General features: G+C 65.8%; 13 protein-coding genes. 9 read left to right on the top strand and 4 right to left on the bottom strand.

Features of this window, described 5'->3' with window-relative positions; genetic code table 11:
- The first annotated feature begins 86 nt into the window (after positions 1 to 86).
- The 5 genes from AC1DXN_RS27805 to AC1DXN_RS27785 all read left to right on the top strand — a co-directional run bounded on the left by AC1DXN_RS27805 (position 87) and on the right by AC1DXN_RS27785 (position 6,896).
- A complete protein-coding gene (locus AC1DXN_RS27805) occupies positions 87 to 1,256 on the top strand; it encodes an acyltransferase family protein (protein ID WP_477277610.1) in 1,170 nt (389 codons plus the stop codon).
- Entirely contained in the window at positions 1,253 to 2,359 is a 1,107-nt protein-coding gene (locus AC1DXN_RS27800) for a glycosyltransferase family 2 protein (protein ID WP_477277608.1), read from the top strand. The genes AC1DXN_RS27805 and AC1DXN_RS27800 overlap by 4 nt, the downstream gene beginning before the upstream one ends.
- Before the next feature lie 3 nt (positions 2,360 to 2,362).
- Positions 2,363 to 3,397 carry a glycosyltransferase family 2 protein gene (locus tag AC1DXN_RS27795; RefSeq protein WP_477277606.1) on the top strand — a complete coding sequence of 345 codons (1,035 nt, stop codon included), beginning with the start codon at positions 2,363 to 2,365 and terminating at the stop codon, positions 3,395 to 3,397.
- A gap of 9 nt (positions 3,398 to 3,406) precedes the next feature.
- The gene (locus AC1DXN_RS27790) at positions 3,407 to 5,191 is read left to right on the top strand and encodes an ABC transporter ATP-binding protein (RefSeq protein WP_477277604.1); all 1,785 of its coding nucleotides are present in this window, start codon (positions 3,407 to 3,409) and stop codon (positions 5,189 to 5,191) included.
- Between the two features lie 316 nt (positions 5,192 to 5,507).
- Complete coding sequence (locus tag AC1DXN_RS27785; protein WP_477277602.1) at positions 5,508 to 6,896, top strand: FAD-binding oxidoreductase; 1,389 nt, start codon at positions 5,508 to 5,510, stop codon at positions 6,894 to 6,896.
- A 54-nt stretch (positions 6,897 to 6,950) separates the two neighbouring features.
- Here the strand turns inward: AC1DXN_RS27785 and AC1DXN_RS27780 are convergent, their stop codons facing one another.
- The 4 genes from AC1DXN_RS27780 to AC1DXN_RS27765 all read right to left on the bottom strand — a co-directional run bounded on the left by AC1DXN_RS27780 (position 6,951) and on the right by AC1DXN_RS27765 (position 11,339).
- Positions 6,951 to 7,202: a hypothetical protein gene (locus tag AC1DXN_RS27780; protein ID WP_477277600.1), complete on the bottom strand. Its 252-nt coding sequence runs from the start codon at positions 7,200 to 7,202 to the stop codon at positions 6,951 to 6,953.
- 372 nt (positions 7,203 to 7,574) lie between these two features.
- A complete protein-coding gene (locus AC1DXN_RS27775) occupies positions 7,575 to 8,249 on the bottom strand; it encodes a BA14K family protein (protein WP_477277598.1) in 675 nt (224 codons plus the stop codon).
- A gap of 103 nt (positions 8,250 to 8,352) precedes the next feature.
- Positions 8,353 to 9,471 carry a KamA family radical SAM protein gene (locus AC1DXN_RS27770; RefSeq protein WP_477277596.1) on the bottom strand — a complete coding sequence of 373 codons (1,119 nt, stop codon included), beginning with the start codon at positions 9,469 to 9,471 and terminating at the stop codon, positions 8,353 to 8,355.
- A gap of 164 nt (positions 9,472 to 9,635) precedes the next feature.
- Entirely contained in the window at positions 9,636 to 11,339 is a 1,704-nt protein-coding gene (locus tag AC1DXN_RS27765; protein WP_477277594.1) for a BTAD domain-containing putative transcriptional regulator, read from the bottom strand.
- A 136-nt stretch (positions 11,340 to 11,475) separates the two neighbouring features.
- On the opposite strand from AC1DXN_RS27765, the gene AC1DXN_RS27760 reads away from it, so the two are divergent.
- The 4 genes from AC1DXN_RS27760 (at position 11,476) to AC1DXN_RS27745 (ending at position 16,372) form a co-directional block, all read left to right on the top strand.
- The gene (locus AC1DXN_RS27760) at positions 11,476 to 12,141 is read left to right on the top strand and encodes a peroxiredoxin (RefSeq protein ID WP_477277592.1); all 666 of its coding nucleotides are present in this window, start codon (positions 11,476 to 11,478) and stop codon (positions 12,139 to 12,141) included.
- Positions 12,142 to 12,255: 114 nt separating this feature from the next.
- Positions 12,256 to 13,398: an NAD(P)/FAD-dependent oxidoreductase gene (locus AC1DXN_RS27755; protein WP_477277590.1), complete on the top strand. Its 1,143-nt coding sequence runs from the start codon at positions 12,256 to 12,258 to the stop codon at positions 13,396 to 13,398.
- Between the two features lie 146 nt (positions 13,399 to 13,544).
- Positions 13,545 to 15,203 (top strand): acyl-CoA synthetase, encoded by a 1,659-nt coding sequence (locus AC1DXN_RS27750; protein ID WP_477277589.1) that lies wholly within the window; start codon positions 13,545 to 13,547, stop codon positions 15,201 to 15,203.
- A 275-nt stretch (positions 15,204 to 15,478) separates the two neighbouring features.
- Positions 15,479 to 16,372 carry a hypothetical protein gene (locus tag AC1DXN_RS27745; RefSeq protein WP_477277587.1) on the top strand — a complete coding sequence of 298 codons (894 nt, stop codon included), beginning with the start codon at positions 15,479 to 15,481 and terminating at the stop codon, positions 16,370 to 16,372.
- The last annotated feature ends 125 nt before the right edge of the window (positions 16,373 to 16,497 follow it).

Here is a 16,497-nt window from a genome sequence, read left to right as displayed (position 1 = left end):
GGCACCGGCGTGCTGGCGAGCCACGCCTCCCCTCGCGTGCTGCTCGAAACGACCGGCTGGCGGCTCGGACATGGCGGATGCCGGTGATGGAAAATACCCGCGACACCCAACTGGATGCGCTGAGAGCCGTCGCGGTGACGATGGTGATGTACTCGCATTTCTTCGCGGCTGGCGGATCTTCGTTCTGGGGCCATATCGGCGTGCGGCTGTTCTTCGTGCTGAGCGGCTTCCTGATCACGCGCCTGCTGCTGGAAGCGCGCGCAGCCGCCGCGTTTGAAACCGGCCCGGCGCTGCGGTCCTTCTACATCAGGCGCGGCTTGCGGATATTCCCGCCCTATTTTGCCGTTCTGGCCTTCGTCTGGCTGGTCGACCTGGAGCAGTCCAGGGGATCGCTGGTCTGGCATGCGCTTTACCTCTCGAACTTCTGGTATGCGCTGCACAATGACTGGAACCCCTGGGTGCTGTGCCATTTCTGGAGCCTGAGCATCGAGGAGCAGTTCTATATTGCCTGGCCGCTGGTCGTGCTTCTTGCGCCGCGCCGGCGCTTCGAACAGATCTGCATCGGCGTCATCGCGCTGTCACTGGCCTATCGCTTCTACTGGCCGCTCACCGCCAACACGGCGCTGGCGCGCGACCTGCTGCCGCCGGCATCCATGGATGCGCTGGCGACGGGCGCGCTGCTTGCCTGCTGGCGCTCCAGAGGCGCGGCCGTGCCGCAATGGATGCGGCTGGGCTGGCCGGCCTTCGCGGCCGCATTTCTTGTCATCGAGTGGTTTATCCCGGCGCCTGCCGATCCGATGCTGGAATGGGCCCATTGGCTGGTGCGGCAAATCCTGCCGCTGGTGCCCCTGATGGTCATCGTCGCCGCCTGTTCGAACGGCCTTGGCGGCACAATCGGCAAGCTTCTCGACCTGCCGCCGCTGCTTGGTCTCGGCCGCATCAGCTACGGCGTCTATCTCTATCATCCGATATTACTGTCGCTCGCCGTCAAGTTGCAGCCGTGGATTCCGCTCAACGTCTCGGAGCAAGGACCAGGGCGGTTCCTGGTTGCGGGCGCGGCCACGATTGTCGCGGCCTCGATTTCCTGGGTGGTGTTCGAAAGGCCGCTCAACAGCCTCAAGCGCCACTTCCCCTATGTCGCGCGCGCCCCGAAAGCAGGCGCCGGCCATGCCGGCAGGTTCGCGAGGGCGGCGGATACCAGCGGGTCGCGCGACGGTCGCACGCCAGCGCTGCAGCGAACGGATGCAAGTCGATGACCGCCGCGCCGCTCGTCTCCGTCGTGCTGCCGGTCTACAATGCCGGGCCGTATCTTGCCGCAGCCCTGGGAAGCATCCTGCGGCAGGACTATAGCCGCCTGGAGGTCATCGCCATCGATGACGGCTCGACCGACAATTCGCTCGAGATCCTCGAGCGGTACCAGAGAGACGACAGCCGCATCTCGATCATCTCGCGCGAAAACCGCGGCCTCGTCGCCACGCTCAACGAAGGGCTGGGAAAAGCCCAGGGCGAGCTGGTGGCGCGGATGGACGCCGACGACGTCGCCTATCCGTGGCGCCTGTCGCGCCAAGTGGCGCTGTTTGAGCGCCGGCCCGAGCTCGGCTTTTGCGGCGCCGGCGTCGACATGCTGATCCGCGGCCGCATCGCCAGGGGCAGGCCCGATCCGGTGTTCCAGTTCGGCCAGCTGCCCATATTGGCGAAGTTCTTCACGATCTTCATGCACCCGACGGTCGTCTACAACAGGAAGGTCATCGCAGACGACGATCTCTTCTACGACAAGACCTACAGGCACGCCGAGGATTTCGATCTGTTCAGGCGGCTGGCCGGCCGCTACCCGGCCGCGATGATGCCCGAAAACCTGGTCATCTACCGCACCCATGAGGGGAGCGTGACGCAGCGGCACAGCAAGGAGATGCGCAGGACGCATTTGCGGATCGTGGCCGAGAACCTCGAGCGCGAGGGCCTTGCGGACTCCACGCTGGACCTGCGCGACATCGGCGAGGCGGTCAGCCTCGACACGGTTACCCGTGCGGCCGACTTCATCGTCACGCTGGAGCGGCGGATTTGCTCGCTGCCGGCCGAGACGCAGCCGAGCTTCGCGGCCGGCGCGCTGAACCTGTTCTATTTCCTCTACCAGCTCGTCGCCGACGAAAAGCAGCCGCCGCTGACGCATGAACTGCTGACGCGGACCGGGAAGTGGAACGTCATCCGGCGACGCGAGAAATATGCACTGCGGCCCGGCGCCTGGGCACCCTGGCTCAGCCTCGCCTCGCTGGAGGCCGGCAAGCAGGCGGACGCGGTGGAATATTTCTTCAAATCCGCGCCCGCTGCGGCGGTTCTCGCACCTTATCAGTTGAGCTAGGAGATGACCGTCAAAGCCCACCACCCCCTGCAGCGCGCTCGCTTGACCTCGCTTGAGCCCGTCCCGGCCGATCCGCGGCCGGAGCGCTCGGCGCCGGAAGTCAGCTTCATCATCTGTACGCGCAACCGCGTCGCCGTGCTCGAGGCCTGCATCAAGTCGGTGCAGGCCGCATGCCGCGCCCATGCCGGCTTCGCGGCCGAACTCGTGGTCGTCGACAACGGCTCGAGCGATCCCACGGCGGAACGCCTGGCCAGCATCGCCGAAACGTCGGACATTCCGTTCACGGCCGTCAGCGAGCCGCGCCCCGGATTGGCGGCGGCCCGCAATGCCGGGTTGCGGCGGGCGCGCGGCCGTGTGCTGGTCTTCGTCGATGATGATTGCGCCGTCCATTGCGATTATCTCAGCGATCTGGAGCGACACTATGCATCCGGGGAACAATGGCTGATCCGGGGCGGTCGGGTCGAGCTTGGCGATCCCAGGGATCTGCCGTTCACGATCAAGCGCTCGCGGGTGCGCGAGCGGCTGACGCCGGATGTCCATCCCGGCGGTTTCGTGCTGGGCTGCAACATGACCATGCACCGCGATGTCGCGGCCCGCATCGGCTGGTTCGACGAGCGCTTCGGCGCCGGCGGGCCATTGCGGTCGGCGGAAGATACCGATTACCTCGTGCGAGCGATGCTGCTCGGCATCGCGGTCGAGTATGTGCCTGACATGACGATATTCCATCACCACGGCCGGCGGGATCGCAAATCCATCGAAAAGCTCCACCGCGACTACAGTATGGGCAATGGCGGGCTTTGCCTGAAACATGTTCGCCATGCGCCGTGGCTGCTGCGCCATTTCTACTGGGCCGCGAGAGGCGCTTTGCGGGAACGGGCGGGCGGGCCTGCGTTCGATCGCGAGCTGAAGCTGTCGCACTGGCCGATCGTCACCATGAATTTGCTCGGCGCGGCCAAATTCGCGGTTCTCGTGCTGGCGAGACGGCCGCAGCGGGCGCCGGTGCGGCAAGATCAACACGCAAATGCCCAGGCGAGGTAACCCACCATAATGCCATTGCTACCGCCAAGCCTGCCCATGCTGTTCCGGGCGTTCGGAAAGCGGCAACTGCGCCTGCTTCCGGCGGTGGTGGTTCTCGGCCTGGCCAGCGCTGTCCTCGAAGGGTTCGGCATCGGCCTGATCATCCCGCTGCTGGGCATTATCATGGGACATGGGGATGCGGCCGGAATGGCCGGCTTCTCCGCCGTCCTGCAGCACGTCGGATCGGGCTTGAGCGAGCGCGACCGGCTTATCGCCATTTCGGTCGCCATCCTCGGCTCGATCATCCTGAAGAACGTCTTCGCCTTCGCCAACACGCTGCTGACCACCTTCATCTATGGCAAGGCCAGTCACTCGATCCGCAGTGCGTTGTCGGAGCAGCTGCTGAGAGTGGGCTATCCATTCTTCCTGCGGCAGAGTCCGGGACGGCTGCTCAACATCATCTCCAACGAATCCTGGCGGGCGTCGGATGCGATCCAGATCATGCTGTCGGCCATCGTCAGCGCATCGGCGGCCATCATTCTGCTGGCTTTTCTGCTGCTGCTTTCGTGGCGCATGACGCTGCTGGTCACGCTGGGACTAGCGCTCGTCCAGATCGCGCATGCCATCCTCTCGGCCAATCTGAAAGAGCCCAGCCGCAGCGTCGCCTCGCGCAACAGCCACCTCGCGTCACAGATGCTGCATCTGGTGCATGCCGGGCGCCTGATCCGCATCTTCGGACAGGAGAGCCGGGAGAAGGCGATATTCGATGCGGCATCGGACGGGGTTCGCCGCGCCGCTTTCGTGCTGCTCGTGCGCCAGGGAGCGCTGCCGCCGCTGACGGAGGTTCTCCACGCCATGCTGTTTCTGGCGGTGGTGATCGGCGCCTGGCTCGCGCAAGTGAGTTTCCCGCTGATCATCGCGTTCGTCATACTGCTCTACAGGCTGCAGCCGCATATGCGGGCCCTGCAAGGCTCCTGGAGTCAGCTGCAAGGCCTGAGCGGATCGCTGGAAGAAGTGACATGGATGCTGGATCCCACGGGCAAGCCCAAGCCCCCGCAAGGCGACGGGCCGTTCCACGGTTTGCGCCAGGGCATCAAGTTCGATGACGTGACGTTCACCTATTCCGGCACGGACCAGCGCGAGGTGGTGCTGCATGCGGCGACGTTCGAAATCCGCAGCGGCCGCTCGACGGCACTGATCGGCCGCTCGGGCGCCGGCAAGACGACGATCGTCAATCTTCTGTGCCGCTTCGTGGAGCCGGATACCGGCAGGATTCGCGTCGATGGATCACCGCTCGATCAGATCGACGCCAGCCAGTGGCGACGCCACATCGCCCTGGCCAGCCAGGAGCTCGAACTGGTCGACGGCACCATTTTCGAAAACATAACCTACGGCCAGGACGCGGCGACAGCCGGCGACGCCGAGCGCGCCGCCAGACTGGCCGAAGCGCATGAATTCATCGAACGGCTACCCCTGGGTTACGACACGCTCGTCGGCTACCGGGGTGTCAATCTCTCGGCGGGGCAGAGGCAGCGGATCGCGCTGGCGAGAGCCCTGGTTCGCGATCCCGATCTGCTCATCCTCGACGAAGCCACCAATGCGGTGGACGGACTGTCGGAGGCGGCCATCGTCGAGACCCTGAAGTCGAGAGCCGGCCGCCGCACGACCATCGTCATCAGCCATCATCACAGCACCATCTCGTTCTGCGACGACGTGGTGATCCTCAGTGGCGGCCGGGTGAAAAAGCAGGCACCTTTCGGCGCCCTGGCATCGCTGAGCATGGACGAGCTTTACCAGCACGAGCCGCTCGACTGAGTCGCCATCCTGCAGCGCGGTATTCGAGATCGCTGCTGCCGGCATCTTCCGCGATCGCACCAATGCCATGCTGCTCGGACGCGTTATCTTGCCTGTGCGGCGGACCTGTCGATCCGCCTGGCCGGCGCCCATCAACTTACTCTCCTGGTGTGGCGCCGGCTCTCTTTGCTCTCGTCGCTTGCCCGCCGAGCCGTCCCCCTCAGGACGGACCAAGTGGCATCCGCCTTGCCAGCACCCGACGGGCGCGCGCAAATCCTTGTTCGGCATCGTCCGGGCGTGATAGCGGTGCGCCGGCGCGATGATGGAGGCTGAAAGCGTGAGCGACGAGACACTGATTGCAGAACTGCGCAAGGAGGCCGGCACTGTCTGGGACCAGGCCGAGCTCGCTGGCCGCGATCCCGGCTTTGACCGGCGCAATTTCGGCGCCTCCGCCCTTGTGCGCCCCGCCGATACCGCCGAGGTGGTGGCGCTGGTGAGGTTCTGCGCCGCGCATGGATTGGGCCTCGTCGCCCAGGGCGGGCGCACCGGGCTCACGGGTGCGGCCAGCACCGTGCCCGGCCAGATCATTTGCGACCTTGGCGGCATGGCCAGGGTCGAGGAGATCGATCCGCTCGCACGCGTCGCGATCGTTCAGGCCGGCACGCCGCTCGGCACGCTGCAGGAGGCGGCGCTGGCGCAGGGCCTCGATCCGGGCATTGATCTCGCCGCGCGCGGCAGCTGCACCATTGGCGGCATGGTTTCCACCAATGCCGGCGGCATCATGGCCTTTCGCAACGGCACGATGCGCCATCGCGTGCTCGGGCTCGAAGCGGTGCTGCCCGATGGCAGTGTGTTTTCCGATCTCACCCGCGTGCTCAAAACCAGCGCCGGCTACGATTTGAAACATCTGTTCATCGGCGCCGAGGGCACGCTCGGCATCGTCACCCGTGTCGCCCTCAGGCTCGATCCGGTGGCGGGCGCCAGTGCAACCGCGCTGGTCGGCGTACCGGATGCGGCGAGCGCGCAGCGCATCGTGCGCTTTTTCCTCGGCTCTACCGCCATCAGCCTGCGCGCCGCCGAGATCCTGTGGCACCGCTTTGCCGCGGCCATGAACAGGATGCTCGGCTTCGCGCCCGGCCAGCTGCCGCTCGACGCGCCATGCCTCTTGGTGCTGGAACTTGGCGCCGACAGCATCGAGGGCGCAACAAATGCGCTGGAGGAAGGGCTGGCGGCGATCTGGGAGGAGGCCGGCATCGTCGACGGGCTGGTCGCCAGCTCGGTCGCCCAGACCGAGGCGATCTGGCGGCTGCGCGAGGAGACCGAGATGATCGAGCGCATGCACAATTTGCCGCCCTCCTTCGACGTGTCGGTGCCGGGCGGCGCCATCGATGCCTATGTCGCGCGCATCGAAGCCGGTCTCAAGCAAATCGACGCGTCGTATGCGCCGTATGTGTTCGGCCATCTCGCCGATGGCAATTTGCATATTTCGATCAACACCGACGGGCCGGTTTCGCACACGCTGCATGAGGCGATCGAGGACGTGCTCTATGCGGGTCTGCGCGAAAGCGGCGGCTCGTTCTCAGCCGAGCACGGCGTCGGCATCGAAAAGCTGGGGGCCTGTGGGCGCTACGCCGATCCGGTGAAGCAGGCGCTGGCAAGGGCGATCAAGGGCATGATTGATCCGGGCAATATGATGAATCCGGGCAAGGTTATTTCCGACAAGTGATGTTGCCGGCGGAAGGCAATTCCAGGCGGCGGTCCGCCGCCTGGAAGTCTGATGTCAGCGGCCCCAGATGCCCTGGCCATAGCCCCATACCGGGATATCGTAGGTCGAATTTCCCGCTGCCTTGCTGTCGGTAGCGATGCTCTTCGTGGTCTTCATGTCGACCGCCTTGGCGCCGGACACCATGGAGTGGGTGTTCGGATGGTTGCCAGCGGCAGCGATGGGGTCCGAGCCAAAGTGGTCGCTGCCGGCAAAAGCCATGCTGGAGGCAAACAACAACGAGGCAATGGTAAGTACGATCTTCTTCATTTCAGTTTTCCATCTTTGAAAGTTGACATCTGGCCTCAACGCGCCGCCCACCGCGTTCACGAGGCCGTCTCTTGTTGCTCCTGGGCGAAACCGGCCGGCCACATCCTTCTGGATACGCGGAGGCCGGTTGCTCAGCGCACGGTCGTCTTGGTCCGTCCGTTTGCTGTTGGGCCGCTTCATAGGGCCGTGGTGTTTGGCCGAGCGTGGGAGCCGGCGTGGGAAGAGGTGCGAAAAGTGTGGGATTTTGCATTGAATGCGGCCGGAAGTGCTGCGAAACGCGCCATCGCGGGCCTGTTCGAGCCCAGGAATATGCTCAATTGCGGAAAGGTTGTTCCCGGTCGCTGAAGTCGACAGGCGGCGCCGGAGCCCGCCTCATTGGCACTGCCTGCGCGGGCCGCCGGAATAGGGCTGGTAGGTGTTGTCTTCCGGCCGATAGGAGCGGTAGCGGCTGAAGCAATAGTCTACGTGGTCGGGCGAAAGCTGGGCGCCGCCCTCGTCTATCGCTCTCTCATCCGTCGAGGCGTAGCCATCCATCGAAGCGTCGTCTGCCTCGACGTAGTTGACGGCATCGAGCGGCTGCGAGGCGCGCCCGGCGGCGGCGACGTCGAGATAGGGCGAGATACAAGGGCGCTGCTGCCCGCTGTAGGACATGTAGCTGTTGTCGTCCGGACGGTAGGATCGGTAGCGGCTCGCGCACCAATCGACATGGGCGGCCGGCAGTTCGGCCGAGGCCTGTACTTCGCCTGTCGAAGGCTGGATGGCCGAAGTCGCAATCGCGTCGGTGGCAGCCGGGGTCTCCCGCGGTGCAACGCCCGCCTCCGCTTTGGCCTCCGGCACGTCGGCTTGCTCGACCGGGATGCGCTCCAGGGTCTGCGCCGCCTTGTTCACCGGCTGCGCGTCCCTGGTCCAGAGTTCCGCGACCCCGATGCCGGGTGTCGCCTGGTGCACGGGCTTGGCGACGAGAAGCCAGGTGGCGAAGGCAAGGCCGCTGGCGAAGACCGCAAGCGTCAGTACAAAGCCACCGACTATTCCCAACAAGGCCTTCACGCTGCGCTCCTCCAGCGTTCCATCCAAGAGAGAATGCGGAGCGTTGAATCCGGTTCCAAGAAAGAGTTCTGGGGTGACCATGAACGCCGCTTGGCGCCCTGCCTTATTCGCCAACAACCTCCGTATACGCCCTCACCTCGCCATCGAGCCCGCGCATCCGCCAGCTTTCCCCGTTCTGCGACTCGACATAGCACGGCCCGATCGGCACCTTGCCGCCGCCTTCCGGCAGGTCCAACACATAGACGGGGTTGCAGATGCCCGACAGGCGGGCGCGCAGCGCGGCGGCCAGTGCCTGGCCCTGCGCAATGGTGGTGCGCCTGTGCGCCATGCCGCGCGCGAGGTCGCCGTGGTGCAGGTAGTAGGGTTTTATCCCGAGGCGGTACATCAGCTCACGGCAGAGCTCCTCCAGCACCTCGACCGTGTCGTTGACGCCTTTGAGGAGAACGCTCTGGTTGAGCAGCACGAAGCCGGCTTGCCGCAGCATGCGGCAGGCCGCTTCGGTGGCGTCGGTGATCTCGCGCGCGTGGTTGAAGTGGGTGACCACGGTGACCATCAGCCGGCCCTGCAAGGCGGCGACCAGCCCTGAGGTGATGCGTGATGGCAGCGCCACCGGCACGCGCGTGTGGATGCGTAAGAGCCGCACGTGCGCGATGGCCTCGAAGCGCGTGAAGATTTCGGCCAGCGCCTTGTCGGGCAAGGACAGCGGATCGCCGCCGGTCAGGATCACCTCGCGGATCTCGGGATGCTCAGCGATATAGGCAAAGGCCGGCTCCAGCGCTTCGCGCGTATAGCCGCGGCCAATCGCGGTCAGCGACTCCTTGCGAAAGCAGAACCGGCAATAGACCGCGCATTGATAGGTCGGGAACAAAAGCACCCGGTCGGCATGGCGATGCGTCAGGCGCGGCACCGGGCTGAAGTCATGGTCGGCGATCGGGTCGTCGAGCTCGCCGTCCTGCTCCTGCAGCTCGTCGGGCGACGGGATGACCTGCGCCCGGATGGGGTCGGTGGGGTCGTTCCAGTCGATCAGGTCGAGATAGGTTTTCGGGATGCGCACCTTGTGGTTCGCGGCAGCAGCTTGCGACGCCGCGCGCTCGGATGGCGAGAGTGGCAGAGAGGCGAGATCGCGCACATGGCGCACGCCCGCGCGAACGTCGTCCTGCCAAGCGGCGTCGGGGGACGGGATGCACTCGATTGCGTCGTGAAGGTTGGAGTCTGAAGTCATCGGGGTTCTCGGGGGCAATTTCCGGCGGTGCTATCGGCCGGATGGCCGAGCGGGTCAACCACCGTGGTTGCCGCAGAGCGCACCCGTCGCATTCCGTCGCGCCCCACTCTGTCCTGCCGGACATCTCCACCACGAGAGGGAGATCGGACCTCGCGTCGGCCACCCTACCCTTCTTGGCCCATGCGGGCCAGGCAGCGGGCCTGGTCGCGCGGGCGGCCAAGCTCCTGGTAGCGCGAGGCCGCCTCGTCGAAGGCGGCGAGCGCGCGGATCTCGTGGTTCTGCGCCCGCCGCTGCACGCCGCGCGCTTCCCAAAGGGCCGCCGCCCAGGGACCGCCATGCCACATGCCGGCGATGCGCTCGGCGTCGTTCAGGCGGCGGTCGACCTGGTCCAGCTCGCCCGCCTCGGCGAGTGCGATTGCCGAGGCCGTGCGCAGCGCCATCGAACAGGGCTGGCAGGCGCCTGGGGTGAGCAACCGGTCGCCGGCCAGGATTTCTTCCGCCACCATCTTGGGTGTCGCCGCCGCGCGCACGGCCAGCGCCTGCATGCGCATGATCAGGTGCGGCGACAGCCATGAGCGTTCGGCGTCGGTGAGACCGCGCTGGATGAGCCGGCTGGCGCGCCACTTCTGGCCGCGCTCCAGCGCAATCTCGGCCAGCCGCTCTATGGCCAGCACGCGGCCGGCCACCGCATCCGCCTCCAGCAGCAGCCGCTCGGCCTCGGTCAGGTGGCGCTCGGCCTCGTCGAGGTCGCCTGAAAACAGCGCCGCCTCGCCCAGAAGCAGGCAGGCAAGCCCGCGGCCGGCTTGCGATCCGGCCAGCTCGGCGACGGTAAGCAGCTCGCGGGCGAGGCCTGCCACTTCGGCATGGCCCGAGGCGCTGCACAGGCAGAATTCGGACAGGCACAGGTGACCATCGAAGACGTGCTGCACAAAGGCCGGCTTGGCGCGAACCCATTCGATGAATTCGGAACGGAACAGGTGCGGCCACTGCGCCCGCATCATCGAGGCGAGGCCGAGCAGCGCGCTCGCCTCGCCGACTTCGCGCGGCAGGTCGGCACCGAGCGCCAGGTCGCGCGTGTGCCGGGCGATCTCGCTTGCCTTGTCGAACTCGCCGCTCTGCAGATGCACCAGGCCCCAGGCAAGCGAGGTGCGGATGCGCTCCGACGGGCTGACGGTCTCGGTGCTGGAGAGGGCCAACGCCTTCTCGTAGAGGGCGATGGTCGCCGCACTCGGCCCGACGCCGAGCTCGGCGTGCAGGTTCTCGCGCAGCTGGTTGAACTGGCGAATGGCCTCGACGCGGTTGCCGGCATCGAGTGCCACCTGCATGAGCGCGCACTGGGCCTGCTCGTCGGCGGGGTCGAGCGCGATCAGCCGCTGCCACAGGCCGCCGGCGCGCAAAAGGTCGCTGTAGCGCTGCTGCAGGTGCGCGCGTGGCGTGTCGAGCCACTCGACGAAAAGATCGTCCGGCAACAGCCTGCCGCCATAGAAGTCGGCGGCACGCTCATAGGCGCTCCTGTCACCACCGTGTAGCGCCGCCTTGGCGGCGGCCTCGAAGCTTTCGGCGTCGATCTCGAGCTCGGCATGCGGGGCCAGCGAGACGATGTCGTTGCCCACCTCGATCAGGTCGTGGACGCCGAGCGTGCGGCGCGCGAAATGAATGGCCTTGCGCAGATTGGCGCCGGCCGCCTCAGGATCGGCGTCGGGCCAGAAAATTTCCATGGCCTGCTCGCGGTGGATGCGATGGCCAGGCCTGAGCGCCAGCAGCTTGACCAGGGCCGCGGCGCGATCGCGCCGCCAGTCGGCCGCCGGGATCGGGCGGCCATCGACGCTGACGGCGAAGCGGCCGAGCAGATGGATCGAAACGCGCATGCAGGCACCATCAGGAAAGGTCCGGCCATGGCGGCGCCAGAGCCGTCACCAACGAGGGGGCGTCGGGGAACGCTGGCGGAACATAGATTTCCTAATATGCCCCCGCAATCGAATTCCAACCGGAAAGGAAAGCAACATGTCACTCCGTATCGCAGACATCGCCCCCGACTTCACCGCCGAGACCACTCAGGGCAGCATCAGCTTCCACGAATGGCTGGGCAAGGGCTGGGGCATCCTGTTCTCCCACCCCAAGGACTACACGCCGGTGTGCACGACCGAACTCGGCTACATGGCGCGCCTCAAGCCCGAGTTCGCCAAGCGCGGCGTCAAGGTCATCGGCCTCTCCGTCGACCCGGTCGAGAAGCATGCCGGTTGGGCCAAGGACATCGCCGAGACGCAGGGGATGGCGCCGAACTTCCCGATGATCGGCGACCCGACGCTCGCCATCTCGCAACTCTACGACATGCTGCCGGCGTCGGCCGGCAACAGCGCCGACGGCCGCACCGCCGCCGACAACCAGACGGTGCGCAACGTCTATGTCATCGGTCCCGACAAAAAGATCAAGCTGGTGATATCCTACCCGATGACCACGGGCCGCAACTTCGACGAGGTGCTACGCGTGGTGGACTCCCTGCAACTGACAGCCAAGCACCGCCTGGCGACGCCGGTCAACTGGAAGCCCGGCGACGACGTCATCATCGCCGGGTCGGTGTCGAACGACGAAGCCAGGCAACTCTACCCGCAGGGCTGGAAGGAGCCGAAGCCCTACATCCGCATCGTGCCGCAACCGGTCCTGACCTGAGACATCCAAGGCGGCAAGGCCAGCAATCAAGCGCCTCGCCGCCCGCCTTTTTCCGAGCAACCCGGCGACTTCAGCCTCCGGCAAGGCGCCAAGACAGATCCGAGGGGACTTGAGATGAACACCGCAAGCAAACCGCGTATCGTCGTGCTGGGAGCCGGTTTCGGCGGCCTGGAGCTGACGACGCTGCTTTCCGAGACGATGGGCGACAGCATCGAGGTGACGCTGATCGACCAGAGCGATTCCTTCGTGTTCGGCTTTTCCAAGCTGGACGTGATGTTCGGCCTGAAGACGCCGCAGGCCGTGCGCCTGCCCTACAAAAGCTATGCCAAGCCGGGCGTCAGGATGCTGAAGCGCACGATCACAGGGATCGATCCCGAGAGGCGCCGGGTGACCACCAATGACGGCGTGTTCGAGGCCGACCACCTCGTGGTTGCGCTCGGTGCGGAATATGATTTCGACGCCACGCCAGGGCTTTCGGGAACCAACGAGTTCTACACCGTGGCGGGAGCGGAGCGGCTGCGCGACGTGCTGCCCACTTTCAAAAAAGGCAAGGCGATGGTCGGCGTCTGCGGGGCACCCTACAAGTGCCCGCCGGCGCCCAGCGAATGCGTGCTGATGCTGCACGACTATCTGGTCAGGCAAGGCGTGCGCGCGGACTGCGAGATATCATTGGTGCTGCCGCTGGGCAGCCCGGTGCCGCCCTCGCCCGACACCTCGCGGGCGCTGCTGGCGGCCTTTGCCGAACGCGACATCAAGTTCATCCCGAGCCGCCGCGTCGCCTGCGTCGACAATGCCCGCAATTTGGCGGTGCTCGACGACGGCACGGAAATGCCGTTCGATCTCTTCCTCGGCGTTCCCAAGCATCGCGTGCCGCCGGTGGTGCTGGAAAGCGGCATGGCCGAGAACGGCTGGATCCCGGTCAATCCGCGCACGCTCGAAACAAAATACGAGAACGTCTATGCCGTCGGCGACGGCGCCAACACCGGCACGCCCAAGGCCGGGGTGTTCGCCGAAGGTGCGGCGCGCGCCGTTGCCACCGGGCTCATCGCAAAACTGCGCCAGAGCGGCAGCGGCTCGCTCTATGACGGCTTCGGCACCTGCTATATCGAGTTCGGCGGCGGCCGCATCGGCAAGGTCGAGGTCGATTTCTTTTCAGGCCCCGCGCCGACCGGAAAATACCACGAGCCCTCGGTAGCGCTGCGCGCCGACAAGGAGACTTTTGGATCGAGCCGGCGCTCGCGCTGGTTCGGCCTCTGAGGCCGGAGGATGAAGACCGCTCAGGGGGCTGAGAGCCCCCGGGGCGGTCCTGGCTCCTCATCGACCACGAGCGCGATCTTGGGTATCCTGCCGGCCATGACGATGGTCCACAAGGAGGTGGACGCCGCTACGGGAGGAATGCCGCGATGGTTGGAGCTTCGACCGGCTTGCCGCGCTATGAGGATGCCGTTCAACGCTTTCGCATCGAGGATGAAGTCGCGCGCCTTGATGGCGACCCCGCGACAGGCATCAACGCCTATCTCGAATGCTGCGGCCGCTACACCGGCCAGAATCGTCTGGCGCTGCGCGCCATCTCGGCCGGCGGGAGCCTGAGCGAATTCAGCTTCGACGATCTCGCCGACATGTCGGGACGCGCAGGCACCCTGCTGAAGGATCTGGGCGTCGGCCCCGGCGATGTCGTCGCCGGCATGCTGCCGCGCATTCCCGAACTGGTGGCGCTCATTCTTGGCACCTGGCGCATCGGCGCCGTCTACCAGCCGCTGTTCACCGCCTTCGGCCCAAAAGCCATCGAGCACCGGCTGGGCTACAGCGGCGCGAAGCTGGTGGTGACCAATCCGGCCAATCGCGGCAAGCTCGACGAGGTCGAGAAGCACCCGTGCGTCGCGACCATCCTCGGCGCCGGCGACACCCAGCCCGCAGGCGACATCGATTTCCGCGCCGCCCTTGCCGCCGCCTCGCCCGATTGCCAGCCGGTGCTGCGCAAGGGCGACGACCTGTTCATGATGATGTCGACCTCGGGCACGACCGGCCTGCCCAAGGGCGTGCCGGTGCCGCTTAAGGCGCTGATGTCGTTTGGCGCCTACGTGCGCGAGGCGATCGGGCTGAGGCCCGGCGACGTGTTCTGGAACATTGCCGATCCCGGCTGGGCCTATGGCCTCTATTACGCCATCACCGGGCCGCTGCAGCTCGGCATCGCCACCACCTTCTATGAGGGCGCCTTCAACGCCAAAAGCACCTACGACATTGTCGAGCGGCTGGGCGTCACCAGCCTCGCCGGATCGCCCACCGCCTATCGCCTGCTGATGGCCGAAGGCGCCGAGGCCGCCGCACGCATCAAGGGGAAGCTCAGGGTGGTGAGCAGCGCCGGCGAGCCGCTTAACCCGGAAGTGATCCGCTGGTTCAACGCCCATCTTAACGCCCCCATTCATGACCATTACGGCCAGACCGAGAACGGCATGATGGTCAACAACCATCACGGCCTGTCGCACACGGTGCGGCCGGGCTCGGCAGGTTTCCCGATGCCGGGCTATCGCATGGTGGTGCTGGACGAAGCGGGCAGGGAGCTTGGCCACAACCAGCCCGGCATTCTCGCCGTCGACATCGCCAATTCGCCGCTGCGCTGGTTCGACGGCTATCACCAGGCGGAGACGCCGGCGATAGCAGGCGGCTATTACCGCACCGGCGACACGGTCGAGTACGAGCCGGACGGCTCGGTCTCGTTCATCGGCCGGGCGGATGACGTTATCACCTCGGCCGGCTACCGCATCGGCCCGTTCGACGTCGAAAGCGCGCTGATCGAGCATCCGGCGGTCAATGAGGCAGCGGTGGTCGGCGTCCCCGATCCGCAGCGCACCGAGATCGTCAAGGCCTTCGTGGTGCTGGCGTCGGCCTACCAGGGCAGCGAGGCGCTAGCCGAGGAACTCGCGCAGCATGTCAAGAAGCGGCTCTCGGCACATGCCTATCCGCGCGAGGTCGATTTCGTCACCGAATTGCCGAAGACGCCGAGCGGCAAGATCCAGCGGTTTTTGCTGCGCAAGGCGGAGGTGGAGAAGCGCAAGGGCTGACGCTGCGCCTGAGCGCCAATCTCCCCCCTCGAGGGGGAGATTGGCCGGCAGGCCAGAGCGGGTCGCTGCGCGTGAAGCGCCGGCGTCCTCGGCGGCGATAGACGACGCTGGCGAACTATGTGAGACGCCCCCCTCTGTCGCCTTCGGCGACATCTCCCCCTCGAGGGGGGAGATCAGCGGCTCCAACGTCGGCGTTTCCAGCCTTGTTTTAGCCTGATCTTGTCTTCAAACGTTCGTATTGTCCTTGGATACAACGTAGAGCGGAGAGCTACATCATGCGGCTGGTCTGGACATTTCTGTTCGCGCTCGCGAGCAGTGCTGCTTTCGCGGCTTCGCCGGAGGACGACTATATCGCGGCGCGCGACAAGGCGATTTCCGCAATCGCGGCGCTGGCAAGCTCGAACGCACCCGTGGAAACGCTCGATGCCGCCGGCGCAAAAGCGCTGGCCGATCTCGAAAAGCGTCTTTCCGCCCTTGTCGGCCCCGTGACGGTCAAGGATTTTCCGGCAACCGGCACGATCAATCTCGAAAGCCTCAGCGATGCCGATATCGGTTTCGGCATGCTCGACGGGTTGAGATACGCCAAAGGCGACAACGGCCCGAGCCTGGTGGCAACGACCCGGGGCCTGCTCGAGCGCTGGCTGCAGTCCAGAGCCGCCGAGACCGACGAGAGCTTCAAACTGCCCGCCGGCATCGATGCGGCGCTGAAACTCGACGCCTTCTACACGCAGGCCATCAACAGCGACGCCGCATTCGAGGGGACGCTCGACTTTCCGCTGAAGAAGCCTGAAGGCGCCGACCTGGCTTTTGCGCGGCTCGGCGGCTGGACGCAGGATTTGGGGCCGATTGACGACCAGCAGGTCATCGTCACCCTCGTCAAGGGCAACAGCGTGATGATCGCCTCGGCGTCTGCGGCACGCCCTGTTCCGAAGATCGCGGCCTGCGACGCCGTGTGGACTGCTGCGAACGCTGCCGCCCAGAAATTCCAGGAGGCCTACCAGGCTTCGGACCTCAAGGACGAAACGGCGTTCGATGCCGCCAACGCCGCCCTGGAAAAAGGCGACGCCGACTATCGCACCTGCATGGGCGAGCACCTGCCTGATGACCCGGCCTTCCCGGCGCTGCTCAAGCAGGTTCAGGAGCTTGCCGATCACATGGCCGGCAAGTAGGCTCTCGCTGATCCTGGTCGGATCATCGCCACGGCACCAAACAGCTTCGCATCTATTCGGAAGAATTCGGAACTATTGATGCCGCCTTTGAGACGCTGTCTCGAGGCTTCTCCAATCTGGAGCCT

It is taken from the genome of Mesorhizobium sp. P2_H9, from assembly GCF_056403215.1.
The sequence above is the reverse complement of the archived record's forward strand: the minus strand, read 5'-3'. Positions and strand labels throughout refer to the sequence as shown.